Origin of the sequence: Kribbella catacumbae DSM 19601, from assembly GCF_000372465.1 — a bacterium.
In the GTDB taxonomy this organism is placed as follows: domain Bacteria; phylum Actinomycetota; class Actinomycetes; order Propionibacteriales; family Kribbellaceae; genus Kribbella; species Kribbella catacumbae.
The window spans coordinates 88,007-102,252 of sequence record NZ_AQUZ01000008.1 but is presented as its reverse complement, the minus strand read 5'-3'; the positions used below and the strand labels follow the sequence as shown (position 1 = coordinate 102,252).

The 14,246-nt window shown below is 67.6% G+C and carries 12 protein-coding genes; 9 read left to right on the top strand and 3 right to left on the bottom strand.

Translation table 11 applies throughout. The annotated features are described in order from the left end of the window. Window positions 1–2,370 carry a glycoside hydrolase family 3 N-terminal domain-containing protein gene (locus A3ES_RS0111120; protein WP_020386882.1) on the bottom strand — a complete coding sequence of 790 codons (2,370 nt, stop codon included), beginning with the start codon at window positions 2,368–2,370 and terminating at the stop codon, window positions 1–3. Between the two features lie 91 nt (window positions 2,371–2,461). Here A3ES_RS0111120 and A3ES_RS0111115 point away from each other — a divergent pair, with 91 nt between their 5' ends. The 7 genes from A3ES_RS0111115 (at window position 2,462) to A3ES_RS0111085 (ending at window position 10,153) form a co-directional block, all read left to right on the top strand. Then, the gene (locus A3ES_RS0111115; protein WP_026162763.1) at window positions 2,462–3,811 is read left to right on the top strand and encodes an extracellular solute-binding protein; all 1,350 of its coding nucleotides are present in this window, start codon (window positions 2,462–2,464) and stop codon (window positions 3,809–3,811) included. Continuing rightward, window positions 3,808–4,728 (top strand): carbohydrate ABC transporter permease, encoded by a 921-nt coding sequence (locus A3ES_RS0111110; protein ID WP_020386880.1) that lies wholly within the window; start codon window positions 3,808–3,810, stop codon window positions 4,726–4,728. Before A3ES_RS0111115 ends, A3ES_RS0111110 begins: the two co-directional genes overlap by 4 nt. Window position 4,729: 1 nt before the next feature. Then, window positions 4,730–5,554: a carbohydrate ABC transporter permease gene (locus A3ES_RS0111105; RefSeq protein WP_020386879.1), complete on the top strand. Its 825-nt coding sequence runs from the start codon at window positions 4,730–4,732 to the stop codon at window positions 5,552–5,554. A gap of 82 nt (window positions 5,555–5,636) precedes the next feature. Continuing rightward, window positions 5,637–6,170 (top strand): SigE family RNA polymerase sigma factor, encoded by a 534-nt coding sequence (locus tag A3ES_RS0111100; protein ID WP_020386878.1) that lies wholly within the window; start codon window positions 5,637–5,639, stop codon window positions 6,168–6,170. Beyond that, the gene (locus A3ES_RS0111095; RefSeq protein WP_020386877.1) at window positions 6,167–6,979 is read left to right on the top strand and encodes a DUF2721 domain-containing protein; all 813 of its coding nucleotides are present in this window, start codon (window positions 6,167–6,169) and stop codon (window positions 6,977–6,979) included. Before A3ES_RS0111100 ends, A3ES_RS0111095 begins: the two co-directional genes overlap by 4 nt. 224 nt (window positions 6,980–7,203) lie before the next feature. Continuing rightward, window positions 7,204–9,153: a heparinase II/III domain-containing protein gene (locus A3ES_RS0111090; protein WP_020386876.1), complete on the top strand. Its 1,950-nt coding sequence runs from the start codon at window positions 7,204–7,206 to the stop codon at window positions 9,151–9,153. An 85-nt stretch (window positions 9,154–9,238) separates the two neighbouring features. Continuing rightward, window positions 9,239–10,153, top strand: a complete 915-nt coding sequence (locus A3ES_RS0111085; RefSeq protein ID WP_020386875.1) for a hypothetical protein — start codon at window positions 9,239–9,241, stop codon at window positions 10,151–10,153. A 167-nt stretch (window positions 10,154–10,320) separates the two neighbouring features. On the opposite strand, the gene A3ES_RS0111080 is transcribed toward A3ES_RS0111085, so the two are convergent. Beyond that, entirely contained in the window at window positions 10,321–11,145 is an 825-nt protein-coding gene (locus A3ES_RS0111080; protein ID WP_020386874.1) for a sigma-70 family RNA polymerase sigma factor, read from the bottom strand. Window positions 11,146–11,329: 184 nt separating this feature from the next. Between A3ES_RS0111080 and A3ES_RS0111075 the strand changes: the two genes are divergently transcribed. Continuing rightward, complete coding sequence (locus A3ES_RS0111075) at window positions 11,330–12,307, top strand: TIGR03557 family F420-dependent LLM class oxidoreductase (protein ID WP_020386873.1); 978 nt, start codon at window positions 11,330–11,332, stop codon at window positions 12,305–12,307. Here the strand turns inward: A3ES_RS0111075 and A3ES_RS0111070 are convergent. Next, entirely contained in the window at window positions 12,296–13,048 is a 753-nt protein-coding gene (locus tag A3ES_RS0111070; RefSeq protein ID WP_237744914.1) for a UdgX family uracil-DNA binding protein, read from the bottom strand. The two genes, A3ES_RS0111075 and A3ES_RS0111070, sit on opposite strands and share 12 nt — an antisense overlap. On the opposite strand from A3ES_RS0111070, the gene A3ES_RS0111065 reads away from it, so the two are divergent. After that, window positions 12,953–13,822, top strand: coding sequence for an alpha/beta fold hydrolase (locus A3ES_RS0111065; protein WP_026162759.1), 870 nt, complete (start codon window positions 12,953–12,955; stop codon window positions 13,820–13,822). The genes A3ES_RS0111070 and A3ES_RS0111065 overlap by 96 nt on opposite strands. Window positions 13,823–14,246: the final 424 nt, after the last annotated feature.

The following is a 14,246-nucleotide window of genomic DNA, read 5'->3' as shown; positions in this document are numbered from 1 at the left end:
TCACGATGCTTGGCCTGCCGTCAGGACCTCGACAGGCGTGACCATCGTACGATCGTGCCCGACCGCCCGCGTCTCGCCGGTGACCCGCACGGTCGCGCGGCACGGCAAGTCGGCCGACGAGGTCCCCACCAGTACTTCGATGTCGCCGGCTTCGACGATGCGGCGCAGATCGGACCCACTGTAAGCGAACCGGTCGGCATGCACCCGGAACGCGATCTCCACCGCCGCGCCTGGCTCGAGCGACACCCGGGCGAAGCCGGTCAGCAGCTTCAACGGCCGCGCGACCTGCGCCACGACGTCATGCAGATAGAGCTGCACCACCTCGTCGCCCGCCCGAGAACCCGTGTTGCGCACCCGGACGCTCGCCGTGAACTCACCATCGGTCGCGATCTCGGCAGTGTCCAGCCGCAAGTCGCTCACCTCGAAAGTCGTGTACGACGCCCCGTACCCGAAGGGGAACAGCGGCACCGCTTCCAGCCCGCTGATGCCCGCGCTCTCGACACTTCCGAGCGGCGGCTGCAAATAGGTCCCCGGCTGACCGCCCACCTGTCGAGGGATCTGCACCGGCAACTTGCCACCGGGCACCACTCGCCCACTCAGCACTCCGGCGATCGCGGCCGCGCCTTCCTGCCCGGGCATGAAGGCTTGAACCAATCCAGCGGCCCGCCCGGCGATCTCACCCAGTGCGTAAGGCCGGCCGGAGACGACCACCACGACGACCGGCGTACCGGTGTCGAACAACGCCGCCAGCAACGCGTCCTGTACGCCGGGCAGTCGCAGGTCCTCGGCATCGCAGCCTTCTCCGGAAGAGCCTTCACCGAACAGACCGGACAGGTCGCCGACGCAAGCGATCACCACGTCGGCATCGCGGGCCGCGTCGACCGCCGCCGCGAAACCCGATCGATCGTCCCCGAGCACAGCGCTCCCGTGCTCGTGGACGAGCTCCACCCCCTCCAGTTCGTTGCCCAAGGCATCAAGCAGAGAGGGCACCGAGATGCCCAGTCCGAGCTCCGGATAGCGCGGCAGGACGTGATTGGGGAAGGCATAGCAGCCCATCAAGGTCCGTGGGTCGGACGCACACGGCCCGACGACCGCAATCTTCCGCGGGGCAAGGCGATCCAGCGGCAGCGAAGTCCCGGCGTCGAGCAGCACGATCGAGCGTTCCGCGACCTCCAGCGCCAGTGCTCGATTGCCCGCGGAGTCGAGCTCGACGGGCTTGACCGAGCCTTCGGGAGTCCAGTCAGGATCGAGCAGGCCCAGTTGCACCTTCTGCAGCAGGATTCTGCGCGCGGCGCGATCGACCAGCTCCTCCGAGATCTCCCCCGACTCCACCCGCTCGATCAGCCCGGCGCCGAAGCCGATTGCGTCCGGCAACTCGACATCGGTGCCTGCGGCAAGCGCCATCGCGCCGGCGGCATCGGCGGAGGCGGCGACCCGATGCATCTTGGCCAGGAACGGCACTGCCCAGTAGTCCGACACGACCGTGCCGGTGAAGCCCCATTCTTCTCGCAGTACTTGGGTGAACAGCCAGGGATCCGCGCTGGCCGGCAGGCCGTCCAGGTCGGAGTACGAACTCATCACCGAGCCGGCCCCGGCGGTCGAGATCGCCAGCTCGAAGGTCGGCAGGATGATGTCGAGCAGCTCGCGCCGCCCGATCGACACCGGCCCGTGGTTGCGGCCCGCCCTCGACGCGGAGTAGCCCGCGAAGTGTTTGAGCGTTGCGATCACGCCCGCACTCTGCAGCCCGCGAACGTACGCCGAGCCCAACATCCCTACTAGATAAGGGTCTTCACCGAGAGTCTCCTCGACCCGCCCCCAGCGATAGTCGCGGACGACGTCGAGCACCGGCGACAGTCCCTGGTGAACTCCGGCGGCTGCCATGTCGCGACCGATCGCCGCGGCCATCCGCTCGACCAGCCCGGGATCGAAGGTCGCACCCCAGGCTAGTGCCGTCGGATAAACCGTTGCCCCGTACGCCGTAAATCCGGTCAGACACTCCTCATGAACCAGAGCCGGTACGCCGAGCCGCGACCCGTCCAGAACCACACGATGCTGGCGAATCACCTCGGCCGTGCCCTCCTCCACGGAGAGTGGAACGCTTCCCCAGACCCGGGTGAGATGGCCGAGTCCGTGCTTGCTCGCTTCCTCCAATGAGGCGGATCCACCCGCGGCGAAGACGTCCTGCAGCGGCGCGACGTTGAGCTGCTCCTCGGCCGGCCGCTCGTTCTCGGCCATGTCGTTGCCGGCCCAACGGCTGCCGAGCTGGGCCACCTTCTCCGCCAGCGTCATCGCTTGCAGCAGCCGCTCGGCCCGCTCCTCGGCTGTTAGCGAGAGATCTTGCCAGGCAGAGTTTTCGAAATGTTTCGGCATTGATCGGCCATCCATAGGAGTCAATCTCACTCAGAAATGCGTCGTATTCAAGATCTTGACAGCGACACCCTCGAAATCTACGTTACGAAACATGATGACATCTCGGCGCAATTTCCTTCGCCTGACCGCCGGCAGCGCCGCAATGGCGGCCGGCCTCGCCGCCTGTGGCTCCTCCGGCCCGAAGAGCACGCCCGGCTCGACCACCGGCGGCGCGACCGGTACCGGCGCGACGTACTGGTTCCTCACCGGCCAGCCCCAGCAGGCCATCCGCGAAGCCCAGGTCAAGCGGTTCAACGACGCGAACTCGGGCACCCAGCTGAAGACCACCGAGTTCCAGAACGACGCGTTCAAGCAGAAGATCAAGACCGCGATCGGGGCCGGCCAGGGCCCGACGCTGATCTGGGGCTGGGGCGGCGGCGGCCTGAAGAGTTACGTCGATGCCAACCAGGTCGAGGATCTGACCAGCTGGTTCGACCAGAACGCCGAGCTGAAGAACTCGATCTTCCCGTCCGCCTTCGGCGCGGCCACGGTGGGCGGCAAGATCTACGCGATGCCGGTCGAGACGACGACGCCGATCGTGTTGTTCTACAACAAGACCGCGTTCGAGAAGATCGGCGCCGAACCGCCGAAGTCGTGGGGCGACATCCTGGATCTGGTGCCCAAGTTCAACGACAAGGGCATCGCGCCGTTCTCGCTCGGCGGCCAGTCGCGCTGGACCAACATGATGTGGCTGGAGTTCCTGTTCGACCGGATCGGCGGCAGCGAGGTCTTCCAGAACATCTTCGACGGCAAGCCGAACAGCTGGTCGGATCCGTCCGCGCTGAAGGCGCTCGAGGAGATGCAGAAGCTGATCAAGGCAAACGGCTTCATCAAGGGCTTCTCGTCCATCACCGCCGACTCGAACGCCGACCAGGCGCTGCTCTTCACCGGCAAGGCCGCGATGATGGTGCACGGCGCCTGGACCTACGGCAACATGAAGACCTCCGGTGGCAAGTTCGTCACCGACGGCCATCTCGGCTACATGAACTTCCCGCCGGTCGACGGCGGCAAGGGCGACCCGTCCGACACCGTCGGCAACCCGGGGCAGTACCTGTCGATCTCCTCCAAGGCGAGCCAGGCCGACAAGGACGTCGCGAAGAAGTTCCTGTCCACCTCCACGCTGGACGACGCATCGGTCGACGCCTGGGTGAAGTCCGGCAACATCCCGGTCGTGAAGAGCGCCAAGGACAAGCTCTCTTCGGTGACCGACACGAACGACGCCGAGTGGCTCAAGTTCGTCTACGACACCTCGGCGAACGCGAGGAACTTCGCCCAGTCCTGGGACCAGGCGCTCAGTCCGGCCGCCGCCGAGGCGTTGCTCGACAACATCGCCAAGCTGTTCCAGCTCTCGATCTCACCCCAGCAGTTCGCCGACAGCATGAACGGGGTGATCGGCAAGTGACTGCCGCTCCGTCCGCCGCACCGGTCGCCGGGCGGACGACCACCCGCGCCGGACGGAGCGGCTCGGTCGCATGGATGGCCCTTCCCGCCCTCGCGATCTTCGTGGTGTTCGGGGTCGTCCCGCTGGCCGGCGTGCTGCTGCTCAGCTTCGCCCAATGGGACGGCCTCGGCTCCATCCACACCGCCGGGCTGTCCAACTGGCGCTCGGTGCTCAGCGATCCCGGCCTGCCGCACTCGCTGTTCGTGACCTTCGAGATCATGATCCTGTCCTGGGCGGTCCAGACACCGATCAGCTTGCTGCTCGGCGTCTTCCTGGCCGGCCGGCAGCGGTACCGCGCCCTGCTCGCCGTCCTGTACTTCGTCCCGCTCCTGCTCAGCTCGGCCGCGATCGCCATCACCTACAAGGCTTTGCTCGACCCGAACTTCGGGCTCGGCGCCGGTCTGCACCTGGACTTCCTCGCCCAGGACTGGCTCGGCAAGAGCAACCTCGCGCTCGGCGTGGTGATCTTCGTCGTCTCCTGGCAGTTCATCCCGTTCCACTCGCTGATCTACCAAGCCGGCGTCCGGCAGATCCCGGCCACGATGTACGAGGCCGCCTCGATCGACGGCGCCGACCGGCTCCAGCAGTTCTTCAGCATCACCGTCCCGCAGCTGAAGTACACGATCATCACCTCGTCGACACTGATGGTGGTCGGCTCACTGACCTTCTTCGACCTGATCTTCGTCCTCACCGCGGGCGGCCCCGGCGACGCGACCCGGGTGCTGGCACTGGACATGTACAAACGCGGCTTCCAGGCCAATCTGATGGGCCCCGCCAGCGTGATCGCGGTACTGCTCGTCCTGATCGGTCTCGGACTGGCTCTCCTGCTCCGCCGGCTCGGCGGCAGTACGACGGCCAGCCAGCAGGAAGGTGTGTGAGATGCGGCTGATCCGGCGGAACTGGCTCGGTGGTACGGCGGGCTGGCTGTGGCTCGTCATCGTCCTCATCCCGCTGTACTGGATCGTCATCACCAGCTTCAAGGACCAGGCCGGCTTCTTCACCCAGAACCCGTTCGCACTGCCGGCCGACCCGACGATCCAGAACTACAAACTGGTGATCGAGTCCGACTTCCCGCGGTACTTCCTGAACAGCGTGATCGTCACGGCCGGCACGATCCTGCCCGCGGTCGCGATCTCGTTCATGGCGGCGTACGCGATCGTCCGTGGCGCAGGCGGCCGGTTCCTGGCCGGCGTCAACGGGCTCTTCCTGATGGGTCTGGCGATTCCGCTGCAGGCCACCATCATCCCGGTCTACCTGCTGATCATCCGGATGCAGCTGTACGACAGCCTGCTCGCGATCATCCTGCCGTCGATCGCGTTCTCCATCCCGCTGTCCGTGCTGGTCCTGACGAACTTCATCCGCGACGTGCCCAAGGAGCTGTTCGAAGCGATGTGGGCCGACGGCGCCACCGAGTGGGGCATGCTGCGCGGCCTCGCGCTGCCGCTGACCCGGCCGGCGCTCGTGACCGTCAGCATCTACAACGGCCTCGGCGTCTGGAACGGCTTCCTGCTGCCGCTGATCCTGACCCAGAGCCCGGAGAAGCGGACCCTGCCGCTGGCCCTGTGGACCTTCCAGGGCCAGTACTCCGTGAACGTCCCGGCAGTACTCGCCTCCGTCGTCCTCACCACGCTGCCCATCGTCATCCTCTACGCACTCGGCCGCCGCCAGCTCCTCAGCGGCCTCACCGCCGGTTTCAGCCGCTGATCCAGAAACCTTTCGCCGCCGTGCAACCTGACCCGGTGCTCAAAGCATTGTTAGGGGGACGACGGCGAAAGGAACCAGGCTGGTGGGCGACTCGGAGCAGGAGTACATCGACTTCGTGACCCATCACGCCAACGCGCTGTGCAGGACCGCGTACCTGCTGTGCGGGGACTGGCGCCGGGCGGAAGACGCGACCCAGGAAGCACTGATCCGGATGTACCGGCTGTGGCCCAGGATGCAGAACCAGCCGGGACTGAAGGCCTACGCCCGCAAGGTCGTGGTGACGACAACGCTGGAGGCGCTGCGCCGCAAGTCGAGCCGCGAGGTGGTCAGCGACAGCAGCCAGTTCCTCGCCACCGCCGACCCGGCCGACCCGCTCGGCCGGCTGGAAAGCCGGATGGTGATCCGCGAGGCCCTCGCCGGGCTGCCACCCCGGCAGCGGGCGTGCGTCGTCCTGCGGTACTTCGACCAGCTCTCCGTCGAGGAGACCGCCGATGCGCTCGGCGTCCGCCCGGGCACGGTGAAGAGCCAGACCCTGCGCGCCCTCGACAAACTGCGAGCCCATCCGGGCCTCGCCGACCTCGACGACCTCACCGCCATCGGAAGGGGGACCGCATGACGACTCGTGATCTCCACGACCTGCTCGACTCGGCCTCGGAACGCCGGGACCCGTTCACTCCGGACCCGGCCGCCCTGGCCACGGCCGGCCGCCGGCGGGCCAGGACCCATCGCGCCATGACCTCCGGCGCCATCGCGCTGGTGGCGGCGTCGGCACTCGTCGTCGCCAGTCTCGTCGGCGCCGCCCTCAAGGAGACTTCACCTCCGGCTGCCGATGCGCCCGCGCCGGACCGGGCGGCGCCGGCCCACACCGACCTGTGCTCGCTGTCGGACAACTACGCCGGCACCGCGCGGAACCACCCCTGGACCCGTCAGGTAGCGACGTACTGGACCACCAAGGTGCTCGAAGTAGCCGACGAGGACGGCACGATGACCGTCCGCCAGTCGCCCGACGGAACGCAGTACGCGTACTGCGTGGCCGGCGTACCGGTCGACGGCGTACCCACTGGCGGGACCGGCTCCGCGGTGGTGAACGAGGGGATCATCACGCGCGAGACGGAGATCGTCCAGTACTGGGCCCACGGCTGTCGCACGGCGTCTCCACGGACCTACCGCAACGGTTACGGGAACGACTACGGAAAAGTCGACACCTGTTTTGGACTGCGCTACAGCTATGCCGGCAAGCTCCCGCCGGGAGTCACCCGGGTCCGGCTCAAGGGCCTCGGTCAGGACAGCGATGCCCGGCAGGCCGGCGGTTTCTGGGCGGCTCGCGTCTACACACCCGACCGCCTCCGCGGCCTCAAGGATCCGATCACCCTCACCATGTACGACGCCGAGGGCAGGCAGGTCTTCACCAAAAGGTACAGCTGAGCAACTTTTCCAACTTGTTGCCTGGTCGAGCCAACATTTTGCACCCCCTAGGACATCTATCCCCATAGAGACGCAACGCCTGGCGACTCTTGGGGGAACCCGGTACCGCGTGCGGACACCTACCGGCTGAAAACCACAACCAACAGCTTCCGGGGCAACGCCCGCCCTCATTACCGGTCTAGACCGTAATTGTCAAGACCTGAGCTCGCTAAGTGAGGACGGAAATGACGCCCGGACGCCACAGTCCCAGTCACGGCCCGGCTCGGCTCACCCGCCGGCAGTGGTTGCCCTTCGCAACGGCCGCGGCCGTCGTCGCGATCATCGTGCTGATCACCGCGATCGTGTCGCCCCAGAACGCCTGGAGCCCGGCGGCCGCGCCGCCACCGAAGGTCGGGAGCAAGGCGATCCCCGGCGCGACGAAACCCACCACCCCGGCCAAGCCCGGGCAGGTGGTCCAGGCCAAGTACGAATGCCCCGGCTACAGCGGCATCAACGCCGACAACCCCGTGTCGCGGCTCTACGAGGACACCTTCCAGTGGGGCAAGGTGCTCCCGGCGTACCAGGTGGGCAACGGCAAGGGCGACATCAACTGGCGCGCGAACCCGTACGACCAGCCCAGCTGGTACATGTGGCTGCACTCCCTGCGCTGGCTCGGCCAGGGCGTCGAGGCCGCCCGGGCGGGGAACAAGAAGGCGATGGCCCGGGTGACCGCGATCGTCCACGACTGGGTGAAGGACAACCCGTACGACTGGAAGCCCGACGTCGGCGCCCACGAGGCGACGATGCATCGCACCAACGTCCTGATCTGCACCCGGCAGGCGATCCTGGCCGGGCTGAAGGTGAAGACGCTGCCGGCCGGCTACGGCTGGCTGGACCAGGCGCTGCTGGACCACGCCAGGTTCCTCGAGAAGAACTGGAGCGGCGCCGGCAACCACGGTACGGACGAGAGCATCGCGATGTTCGGGATCGGCTGCACCCTCGGCCGCGAACCACTCAAGCAGCTCGCGCAGCGGCGGCTGCTGTTGGCGGTCACCGAGTCGATCGACAAGCAGGGCTCGACCAACGAGCAGTCGACCGCGTATGCCCAGTTCAACTACTCGCTGTGGGGCCGTGCGATCAAGGCGCTGCAGGAGTGCGGCGCCGATCCCGGTACGACGATCGCGGCCCGCCGTACGGCGCTCGCGAACTGGCTCGCGCTGGCCACCGACCCCACCGGCAAGCTCCCCCAGCTCGGCGACTCCGAGGAGGTCCGGACCACCAGAGTCCCCGGTACGCCGCTCGACTACGCCGGATCGCTGGGGCGCTACGGGAAGCGGCCGACCCAGCGGATCGGGATCTTCGACGCCGGGTACGTCTTCGGCCGGACCGGCTGGGGAGAGAAGCGGCCGTTCGCCCTCGAATCGACGTACAGCATCAGGTACGGGCCGGCGCGCACCCTGCACGGGCACGACGACCACATGGCGATCAGCTACACCTCGCACGGCCGGCCGATCCTGATCGACGGCGGCCATGCCGGGTACAAGGTCGACAAGTGGCGCAACTGGGTGAAGAGCGAGTACGCGCACAACGTGATGGCCAGCCCGCTGATGCTCGGCCGGGCGACCGAGACCAAGCTGGTCCGCTCGAAGCTCGAAGCGACGTCGGAGTTCTACGAGCTCGCCGACCAGCCCGGGCCGGGGATCACCCGCAAGCGCTCGATCCTAGTGCTGAAGGACCCGGACCTGATCGTCGCGCTCGACCGCGCCACCTCCGAGCGGGACCAGCCGTTCCAGACGATGTGGCACCTGCCGGCCGGCCAGACCGTCACGAACCCTTCGCCGACCACCGTGGTCGCGCAGAAGCCCGGCGACAAGGTGAAGACGGTGCTGCTGCAGATCCCTTACCAGCAAGAGCTTTCGGCTGACGCGACCAAGGTGACTCAGGGCAGCGAGTACCCGATCCAGGGCTGGCAGTACCCGAAGACCACTCAGAAGCTGCCTGCGCCGACCGTGGCCTTCAACCGGAACGGCAAGTCCGCCACGATCCTGTCCGTCATCGTCCCGGTCGACTCGGCAGCCGGGGTCAGCTACCAGGTCCGCTCGACCGGCTCGACGTTCCTGATCGATCTCACCGTCGGCACCACCCGCAGCACGATCGCAGTACAGGCTGACGGCACTCTGTCCCGGCTGAAGTAGCTCCCTGCCCAACTTCTTCTGGCTGGGTGGTGTCTAAGCGTGTGACGGAGGCCACAGGGGGCCTTCGGCACAAGGGGAGGCACACATGTTTCGCAAGACCGTCAGTCTGGCCGGCGCCGCGGTACTAGCCGTGGCGCTCGGTTCGTCTCCAACGCCGGCGCACGCGGAGACCTCGGCCGCCAGCGCGCCCTGCACGCTCGACCTCGGCTCGGTCACCGCCGACGGGGCCCACACCTTCCAGACGCTCAGGGCCACCACACCGGTGATCGCCGGCACCGTGCGGACCGCGCCCGGCGTATTCCAGCCCGGTCAGCCGCAGCACACCACCAACTTCAGGAACTATCCGGCACCGCCCGACGACGTCAGGTCCGGCCTGGTGGTGCTGGGCGGCGCCCTGTACGACTCCGGGTACCGGGCCACGGCCACCGGGCAGATCAACCCGAAGTACCCGGTCGTCAACCGGCGGATCGGCGGTGGCTGGTCGAACCACCGCTGGATCGAGCAGTCCGTCCTGACCGAGCTGATGACCGGTAACCCGCTCCGGACGAATCTCTACACCCAGAAGACCGATGGCACCTTCTACCGCTACACCAAGGTCGGCAACAGCTGGCGCAACTCCGGCGGGATGGGCGGTCTGACCACGATGAAGTCGATGACGCTGATCGACCGCGAGGCCGGCCACGAAACCTTCCTGGCCAACAACCGCGCCGGCGGCCTCTACACGGTCCGGATCCCCACAGCCGAGCCGATGCGGGCCAGCAGCAAGGCGCTGCGCACCACCACCTGGCAGGTCTTCGAGCAGTTGATCGCGACCGGCTGCGGCAACGACACCGTCGTCCTCGGCATCGACCGCGACACCAAGTCCGCCTACCTGTACCTCATGCGCCACGCCAACGGCGCCTCGACAGTGATCCAAGGCCTCGGCAAGGTCCCCGGCACGTTCGCCGACCCGCACTACTTCCGCTGGGCCCCCGGGGTCGACCTCCTCAACGGCGAGTGAGCTCCGTGACCCCCGCCCGGGTTCGGGCGGGGGTCTGGGGTGCCGGCCGCAACTTTCCGGGTCGCTCGGTATCAAGGTGAGAGGGCCACAACAGCCGCGTCATCACCGCCACCACGCCGCCCTCACGGAGATGCTCACCCGGATGTCCAGCGCCATCGCCTGACCCTTCAGGCGGCGGACAGCGACGGGCCGAGGCGGGTGCGTAGGTCGGCCAGGATCTGCCGTAGTACGCGGGAGACCTGCATCTGGCTGACGCCGATGTCCTTGCCGATCTCGGCCTGGGTCCAACCCTCCACGAAGCGGAGTTCGAGAACTCGCCGCTCCCGCGGGCCGAGGTACTCCAGCACGGGCTGCAGCAGGTCGACGGCCTCCAGCTGGTCGATCGAGTTGTCCTCATGGTCCGCGACCAGCTCGCTGAGTGCCAGCCCGTCCTCGGTGGGCGGGCGATCCAGCGACAACACGGTGAAGCAGCCACTGGCGGTCCGGGCCTGGTCGATCTCCTCCTCGTCCACACCGAGCGCATTGGCCAACTCGGCTGAGGTCGGCTCCCGGCCCAGTTCCTGCTGCAGTACCGGCAGTTTCGTGCCGATCAGGCCCTGCAGCTCCTGGAGCCGGCGCGGGATCCGGACCGTCCACGCGCAGTCGCGGAAGTACCTCTTCACCTCGCCACGGATGGTCGGTACGGCGTACCCGATGAAGGGCGTCTCGGCGTCCGGCCGGTAGTGGTGCGCGGCCTTGACCAGCCCGAGGTAGGCGACCTGCTGCAGGTCGTCGCACTCGGGGCCGCGGTTGCGGAACCGCTGCGCGATGCCGCGGGCGATCTCGATGTTCAGCTCGACGACCTGCGCGAGCAGCCGCTGCCGCTCGGCCTCGTCGGTACTGCGGGCCCTGCGTTCCAGCAGCTCCTGGGTGGCTGCTTCGCGGGTCGCTCGCTCTTCGGGGGAATGACACTGCGTCAAAGCCGCCTGAGTGGCGGTGAGAACGGAAGCCATGGCTTGACCTCGCGACGATGAGTCACGGCGTGGCCTCATCTCTGGACCACGGTCAGGTTCGTGCACCCTCCGTACCCGCTTTCGGCACCGCCATGCACATCAACCGGCCCATCAACCGGCACAGCGGTCAGCGCATCGATCGGGGACGGCGGGGCACCGGGGTGGCACCGACCGCGACGAGATCATGGAGGCGACAGTGAAGATCGGCTACTTCCTGTCCAGCGAGGAGTACACCCCGGCGCAGCTGATCGAGCAGGCGCGGCTGGCCGAGGAATCCGGCTTCGACAGCCTGTGGATCAGCGATCACTACCACCCGTGGAACGACGAGCAGGGGCAGAGCGCGTTCGTCTGGTCGACGATCGGGGCGATCTCGCAGGTCTGTGAGCTCCCTGTGACGACGGCTGTCACCTGCCCGACCGTACGGATCCACCCAGCCGTCATCGCCCAGGCGGCGGCCACCAGCGCAGTACTGCTCAACGGCCGGTTCACGCTCGGAATCGGCAGTGGGGAGGCACTCAACGAGCATGTCCTCGGTGACGTCTGGCCGACGGTCGACGTACGGCTGGAGATGCTGGAGGAGGCCGTCGAGATCATGCGCAGGCTGTGGACCGAGGACGACTTCGTGTCGCACCGCGGCAAGCACTACACGGTGGACACGGCGCGGATCTACACCCGGCCCGACTCGCCGCTGCCGATCTACATGTCCGGGTTCGGCCCGGAGGCGACCGATGTCGCGGCGCGGATCGCGGACGGCTACATCACCACGTCGCCCGACCAGGACCTGCTTCAGCGGTTCCGTGAGCACGGCGGCGGGGACAAGCCGGCCCAGGCGGGCTTCAAGGTGAGCTACGCGCCGACCCAGGAGGAAGGCATCGAGCAAGCCCACCGCATCTGGCGGAACTCCGGTCTGCCGGGCGAGCTCGCTCAGGTCCTGCCCTCACCGCGGCACTTCGAGCAGGCGAGCGAGCTGGTTACCAAGGAGCAGACGGCCGGCTCGGTGGCCGCGGGGCCGAAGGCGGACGACCACTTGGAGGCCTTCAAGCCGTACGTCGAGGCGGGGTTCGACGAGATCTACGTGGCGAACATGGGACCGCACTCGGTGGACATGATGCAGCTGTACCGCGACGACGTACTGCCCGAACTGCGCAGGTCAGGAAAGTAGGGCGGCCGCGGCGCGGAGATCGTCGACGAAGAGGCCGAAGTCGCGGCGGTACTCGTCGGAGCGCACCACCGCGGACGGATGAACTGTCGCCACGGCCGCAGTCCCGTCCGGCAGTTCCACCGGCTCGCCGCGATGCTCGGTCACCTTGAACCCGGTGCCGATCAACGCCCGGGCGGCGACCGCGCCGAGCACGACCACCAGCGCCGGTTTGACGATCTCCAGCTCCCGCGTCAACCAGGGGCCGCAGGCAACGATGTGCCCGACCGCCGGGGTCTTGTGGATGCGTCGTTTGCCCCGCCGCTCAAACCGGAAATGCTTGACGGCATTGGTGACATAGAGATCATCGCGATCGATTCCGGCCGCCACCAGCGCTTTGTCGAGCACCCGCCCGGCCGGGCCGACGAACACCCGCCCCGCCTTGTCCTCGACATCCCCCGGCTGCTCCCCGACCAGCATCATCCGCGCCTTCGCCGGCCCATCCCCAGGCACCACCTGCTCCGCGTTCTCCCACAGATCGCACCCCCGACAATCCGCCAGCCCGGCCTCGACCTTGGGCAGCCCACCCCGCGAAGGCACCCACGCCTCCGCCCCGGCAAACTTCTCGTCCATACGGCTGCCGGTACCCCGAACGGGTACAGGCTGCACATGTTCGATGGGTTTCAGCTGGATCGGGTCAATGTCGGCGAGGTCAGTCTCCGGGTGCGTCATGGCGGCTCCGGTCCACCCGTCGTACTCCTGCACGGGCATCCACGGACCCACACCACGTGGTACCAGGTAGCGCCTGCGCTGGCGGCGGACTTCACCGTGGTCTGTCCTGACCTGCGCGGCTACGGCGAGTCTGGCAAGCCGGCTTCGGACGAGGCGCATACGCAGTACTCGAAGCGGGCGATGGCGGGCGACGTCGTACGGCTGATGGCAGAACTCGGCCACGAACGCTTCGCCGTCGTCGGCCACGACCGCGGCTCGTACGTCGCCTACCGGACCGCGCTGGACCATCCGGAGCGGGTCACCAAGCTGGTCGTGATGGACGGGGTGCCGGTGGTCGAGGCGCTGGAACGGTGCGACGACAAGTTCGCCGCGGAGTGGTGGCACTGGTGGTTCTTCGCCCAGACCGAGAAGCCGGCCGAGCGGGTGATCTGTGCCGATCCCGAGAGCTGGTACGGCGCTTGGACCTCGAACGGGCCCGACCACCTGGGTCCGGAGAACCACGGCGACTTCCTCGCGGCCATCCGCAATCCGGCCACCGTGCAAGCGATGGTCGAGGACTACCGGGCCGGGCTCGGTGTCGACCGCCAAGCGGACGAGGACGACCGTGCGGCAGGCCGCCAGATCACCTGCCCGACGATGATGCTGTGGTCGACGCGCGACGACATGGAGCAGATCTACGGTGACCCACTCGAAGTCTGGCGCCCGTGGTGCCCGCAAATCAGCGGCCACGGCATCGACTCTTCCCACCACATCGCCGAGAACGCCCCCACCCAGCTGACCCAATCCCTACAAACCTTCCTGCGCTGACCACGGAACCCTGTCCGCGGGGGTTGGGGAGGTTTGTTGCCGAACCTGGGGTGGAAACTCGGGCTCTCCTGACGCTTCCGTGGGTGCCTGGGCGAGCCTGCTCGCGGGTATGACGTCATCCGAGCTTCCTCGTCTTCCTGCCGGTTGAAGCACGAACTGGTGAGACTGTGAGCGGCATCCCCGGACCGCCACCACTCACCAACCAGCCGTTGTGTCCGGGACGCACGCCCACCCACGCCTGCGCACGCCTGGCCGGATGCCACCAGCCGAGGTTGGTGTGTGCTGGCGGTCCGGCCCCCCAGCACAACCCGGCCCCCATCCATTGCCCGGTCTTGCCCAGGTCGGTTCGAACCGGAGGTCCAGCCCATCAATCCCCTGCCGATCCGGGGCCGGCAAGCCCAACCCACCCGCCAAGGCGGTGGCT